At 63.5% G+C, this 5599-nt stretch carries 3 protein-coding genes and 1 pseudogene; 3 read left to right on the forward strand and 1 reads right to left on the reverse strand.

What is annotated here, in order from left to right:
* The first annotated feature begins 2170 nt into the window (after nucleotides 1-2170).
* The 3 genes from ACLHRZ_RS36430 to ACLHRZ_RS36440 all read left to right on the forward strand — a co-directional run bounded on the left by ACLHRZ_RS36430 (nucleotide 2171) and on the right by ACLHRZ_RS36440 (nucleotide 4894).
* The gene (locus ACLHRZ_RS36430) at nucleotides 2171-3424 is read left to right on the forward strand and encodes a L,D-transpeptidase (RefSeq protein ID WP_490422884.1); all 1254 of its coding nucleotides are present in this window, start codon (nucleotides 2171-2173) and stop codon (nucleotides 3422-3424) included.
* An 868-nt stretch (nucleotides 3425-4292) separates the two neighbouring features.
* Nucleotides 4293-4676 (forward strand): hypothetical protein, encoded by a 384-nt coding sequence (locus ACLHRZ_RS36435; protein ID WP_490422885.1) that lies wholly within the window; start codon nucleotides 4293-4295, stop codon nucleotides 4674-4676.
* Nucleotides 4673-4894 carry a hypothetical protein gene (locus tag ACLHRZ_RS36440; RefSeq protein ID WP_490422886.1) on the forward strand — a complete coding sequence of 74 codons (222 nt, stop codon included), beginning with the start codon at nucleotides 4673-4675 and terminating at the stop codon, nucleotides 4892-4894. The genes ACLHRZ_RS36435 and ACLHRZ_RS36440 overlap by 4 nt, the downstream gene beginning before the upstream one ends.
* Before the next feature lie 14 nt (nucleotides 4895-4908).
* On the opposite strand, the pseudogene ACLHRZ_RS36445 reads toward ACLHRZ_RS36440, so the two are convergent.
* Nucleotides 4909-5543 (reverse strand): annotated as a pseudogene (locus ACLHRZ_RS36445) (transposase); the annotation flags it as partial.
* Nucleotides 5544-5599 lie beyond the last annotated feature (56 nt).

The raw sequence follows: 5599 nt of genomic DNA on the forward strand, positions 1-5599 counted from the left end.
GCCGCAGCCTGATATAGTCATTTGACCGCGTGTCCGAAAAGCTCGGGGCCCGTCAGTCGGGGAGGCCGAGGTCACCGCATACGCCGACCCTGCCACTACCGCGATGCCGGCGGCCAGAGCGAGCCACATTTTCGTCAGCCGCTGTAGCTCACAGGCCCTGTCCTTCCACGATGATCCTGGCACCTTAGGAATTTCCATCCTTTTCTCCAATCGAAGCTTGCATTGGTTTCCCTGGGCCAGCCGAAATGCTGGCCCAGGGAACCATACCCGCCTACAGAGGAAAATGCTGCTTGTGGATTTTCTGGATACCGGCGCGATAGCCGGTTGAGCTCCACTTGAAGGTTCTCGGCAGGAAGGCACGACTGCCCGGCGATCTTTCAGGTATTTGCCTGGAAAGGCCTCTCTGGGATGCCCGGCCGATTGCAAAATCTGCACCCCTAGCAGGGAACGGCACAGGACCGAAGGGGAGTGAACCGCGAAATCAGTGCCAGGCGAGGGATAAGAACTGCCCGGAAGACCGCTTGAGCAAGAATTCTTCTGGCCACGTGATGCAGGACGCAAAGCAAATGCCGTCGGCTCGCCCTGCGTGCAAGATCCGCCCCGGACGCGGCTCTGAGTTTAGGCTGCGCCTGTCTTGCGCCAGCGTTGGCCAGCAGTGTTTCGCCAATCGGCTGCAGAAGCTGAGCCGAGGGTCCGCCGGGAGTCGGGGCGGCCTGCAGCGCTTTCCGGCCTGCGACGACACCCAGGCGAACACGCGGACGGGCACGGGAGAGGCCCGGCAACGCCGGATTTCGAATCGGCTCTGGCCCTGGATGCCGGGAGCTTCCTCTCCCGGGAAGGGTCAGACAGCACCCGGCAGCGGACCGTCCGCCCATGCCAATATCGGTGCCTCAGGACTGCGGCGTACCCGCCATAGAGGGCCTGCGCAAGGAAACAGGGACTCGAGTGCGAGACCCGGCAGGGACGGCCTCCTGCACCGCTTCAGGGAACGCGACCAGGCTACTACGGGCCGCCCACTCTGCTGCTCCACGTGCGGCAGCAGCCCTCCAACACTCTTGCAATGGATTGTCCAGGCATCTACCTGATGAGCTGTCGGGCATCCATAAAAATTCTCCAAGCAAATGCCTGGACGTCTGCAGAGCGGACACGTCTTCCTTCTGGAAGCCTTCAATCAAAGAAAAGCTGTCCACGGAAATATCGCTCACCGCAGCCACTTCGTGAGGGAGCGGACGGGCTGCGCAGTTCCTCTGCGCTGTGTTACGGCACCGTCCGGTCGCGATTCACAGAACATGCTGGAGAAGAGGATGAGGAAAACCACCCATGGCGTGATTGCCTCCGCTGCCTGGTGCGGCGGGATCTGGGCCGTCCTGCGCCATCGGATGGCACGCTGGCAGGGTGTTGTCCCCCAGCGTCACGCCAGAGGCCAGGCCAAAGAGCCCCGCAGTGACTCACGAATCTCCACAGGCAACTCGGACAGCGCCTCAGGAGACGACCCGTACCTGAGCAGAGAACTGCCAGCGCACCCCAGTGCACCCGCCCGTCCCCGACGCCCGGACGGGCAGCTCCGCCCTCCCTCTGAAAACGAAGGCGGCAACCTGCGGCTCTTTCAGCCGGCTGTACAGGAACACCCTGCGCGGATCGAAAACCAAGACGCTGAAGCCGTCGGAGACTCCAGATTCAAGCAGTGCCCCTCATGGTCAAATGCGAACGAAGGCCGGGAAACCGGACGTCTGGGCTGGCTGCCCGCCGATGTTCGCCTGCCAGGCTCTGCACTCGTACGGTCACGGACAGCACCCCGGTTCAAAAAGTGCCTGTACTCCCTGTCGCAGGGCCCAGCCATCGTCTGGAATGCCTGTGGCACAGGCCGCTGCCTCCGCCGGCAAGGCGTGATCGCATCTGTATGGCACCACCGCTTCGGCTGCGCCGCTGACAGGCACAAACCGCTAAAGACGGTGCCTGCGTGCGAACAACGCCAACGACCCTCACCACCACAGCCTTGTGCGCTGGAGATCCGGCAGCGGCGGACACATTGCCGGGATTCCCGGCGGGCCGGGCCGCTCCCTCGGGCGTCCTCTCTGTCCTACCCCCCTCCGCGCAGCCCAGCCGCGAGCAGTCGAACACACCCCCAGTAATCCCTGCCCGTTTGTCCCCTACACGGAGAAAAGCCACCATGGCCCTGCGCACCTCGCACCGCCCCATCCTCCTTCCCGCTGCCTTCACCCTGCTGCTCTGTCTGGGACTGGTACTACCTGTCCTCGCCGTATGCGAACACAGCCAGACCCCGGCCGCCATCCGGCACAAGCCCCCCACCTCGGTAGTTCCACCGACCACCAGCACCACGAACGTCAACCCCGGCGGTCTTCTAGCCACCCGTGCCAGAAACGGGATCCTCGCCAACACCCATCTCATCGGCTCGGACGGCGCGCGGGCACACAACGTCCTCAAAGAAGCAGCCTCTACCCCCGCCAGCCCCCCCGCCCCCAGCGTTCCCAAGCAGGACGCCATCAGAAGCACAAGCGCCCGTGGCACCCTGCACGGGCACCACGACACGTCGGCCTCCCCCACTCCAAAACACATCAACCATGTGCAGGTACTGCCCGCCAACGGCGCCACCGTCGGCGTGGGGCAACCGGTCTCGCTGGCCTTCGCCTACCCCGTCACAGACAAAGCCGCTGTCGAGAGCAGGCTGAAAGTGACCACCAGCAACAACACCCAGGGTTCATGGGGCTGGGTCAAAGAACCCGTTACCGGGCGCGACCGCGTGGACTGGCGCCCCAGGCAATACTGGGTGCCCGGCACCAAGGCCTCTCTGGACGCAAACCTCAACGGCGTAGAAACCGGCGGCGATCACTACCTGGCGTACTCCTACCACACCGCCTTCACCATCGGCCCCAGCCAGATCGCCAAAGTCGACCTCAACACCCATCGCCTCAGCTTCGTCCGCAACGGACAACAAATCAAAACCATCCCCGTTACCGGCGGCGACAGCCAGCATGCCACCTGGAGCGGAACCATGACCGTCATGGCCAAGCAAGGCACCATCCACATGAACTCGCAAACCGTGGGGCTGGGCAACGCCTATAACCGGACCGCCCACTACGCGATGCGCCTGACGATCTCCGGCACCTACGCGCACCAAGCCGAATGGAATGAAAAAGCCATCGGCACATCCAACACCAGCCACGGCTGCCTCGGCATGAAAGCTGCAGACGCCGCCTGGCTCTACAACCAGGCCCAAATCGGCGATGTCTTCGAGGTGGCCAGCGGCAAGGAAACTCTCGCACCCGGCAATGGCTTCGGCGACTGGAACCTCACCTGGAACGACTGGCAGGCGGCTTCTGCCCTCCACCGGACAGAGCTGATCCAGAATCCCAGGGTCGGGGTGTTGGAGGTGCCCCGAAGTTTCCGGACAGGCACCCAATAGGATCGCTTGGAACGGGAAATCAGGGCATGAACGTCCAGGGCCTCACCGGCACCACCGGTGACCTGGTCTTCCCCGGCGAAGCCCGGCTCCGCCCGCGGTTTGACCGCCGCCCGCGGTGACGGCATCACCACAGCCGTCACCGCGGCCGGCGTGGAGACCAGCGCCGGTTCCGGCTGCCAAGGCGCCGGCGGCACCGTCCCCACCCCGGTCAAACGCCCGCCGGGCACGAGCCACAACGGCCGGGAAAGGAAAGCCAGCACCGCACCCGCAAGCCTCCACGCTCCCGTCGAACGCGCCTTCGCGGAACCCAGACGACGGCGCGCGCCGGACACCGTCCGTATCAGCCCCCACCGCATCACCGCACTCCTCCACACGATCCTTGCCGTCCACCGCAAACCACGCTCACTCACAAGGACGCAGACCGGAAGAGCTCAGTACTCACCGGATTTCATTGAGGAAGCCCTTCAGGTCGCCCTGAACTCCGGCAAGACTGTCCCCGAGGCTGGCTGGGAGCCTGGGATGAGTCCGGAGACACTCCGCGGCTGAGTGAAGAAGCATCAAAGACAGGAGGCTTATTCAGGCCGGACCCGAGCAGCTCTTGTGCGTGACTTCACGGTGAACAACGGCACGTTGTGAGAGATTTGGGTTCTCCTGGAACTCAACCCTCAACAACAAGCCGTCTGTTCCTGCTTCCCCGTTTCCCATTCCAGACAATCCCGCTGGATGCCCGTCCGGAAGCTTCGAGGCACCTCAGTCCCAGCGCGGCAGCGGTCGCGATGTCCGGCCGAATGACCCGCAGGCCGGGACGAGCCAGCCCGTTCAGGATCTCCAGTTTACCGCCGCAGCAACAGAAATCAGAGGAAAACTAGTGAAATTCTTCGCACATTCTATCACCGTTCGGTTACTGATGACCGTATGCGCCGTCATCACAGCTGGCAGTGCGTTAGAAGTGGCAGACTTGGCAGCCGACGTCCAGTACACGGCCCACTCTTCGCGAACCCTTCTATGGACTGCCGCAGCATTTTCTCTCGCCGCAGCCCTTTCCGCCCTGGTCAGCACGGCCGGCGGCATCCTGATACCCCCTTCTCTGGCATTCATCTCGGCAGCCCAGGTAGGAATGACCGCACTACTCGGGTTCTACTACTCGAATGAAACCGTTCTGTTCCAGGCGGGGGTGCTCCTCAAGACATTTGGCGGTGCACTGCTGGCCATGGCGGCCGCAGCGCTCTACCAGGGAAGAAGCAGTCGATGACTAATATCACGATTCCCGAGACGGTGCTATCAGCGGTATTTGCGCTGCTGGCTGCGGCCTTTACCTGGCTGACGACCCTAATAAACACGTCAGCTGGGCGCCGCCGCGCAGCTGCCCACCCAAACGCAGGAGATGTAACGCAGGGAAATGAACCTCCGCAGCCCAACCCAGAAAGCTCCGGAAAGGAAAAGGGCACCGGCAATGATGCTGCACCGTGACGTCCCCTCTGTCCTCAGGTTGAACTGGCAATGTCTGGTGCTGTGATCAAAGGTTCGATGGTCAGTCCGGTCTCGGTAAGGCAGCCGTCGATCAGGTCGGCCCGGTACTGGATCTTTTTCAGTTTGCGCTTCATCGCGCGGGTGAGGTGGCCCAGATCTGCGGCGGCGAAGTCGGCCAGCGACCGCTTGAGCAGGGACCAGATGCCTTCCTGGGGGTTCAATTCGGGTGCATAACTGGGCATCTGGAACACCCGCAGCCACCCCTTGTGCTCCTCGGCGAAGTCGGCCAGCTCCTGCACCAGGTGCCGGTTGAGGTTGTCCCAGCACCAGACGACCGGGGTCCCGAGCTGCTGGTGGGCCACCGTGATCAGGTCGCGGTAGTCCTGCCAGGCGAAACTCTTCGGCTCACCGCGGCGGCCGTGGCAGACGTGCAGCCTGTAGAAGAAACGGGAGCGGCTCCCGGGGCGGAAGCAGACGACACCGGCCACGTTCACTCGGCCGTTGCCTCTGCCACGCACCCGTACCACCGGCCGCGCACCGCGCGGTGCCCACGTGTGCCCCTTCGGGGGTCTCAGGCCCTGCCCGGTCTCGTCCTCGAAACAGATGTGTGCGCCCAGGTCGAGCGCGGCACTTTCATCTGCGGCCACACCCCTGAGTTCCGCAGTTAGCTGTGTCGGCTAGGACACGAAAAGGTGGGTTGACCTG

The sequence above is a fragment of the Streptomyces sp. AM25 genome (assembly GCF_058146165.1).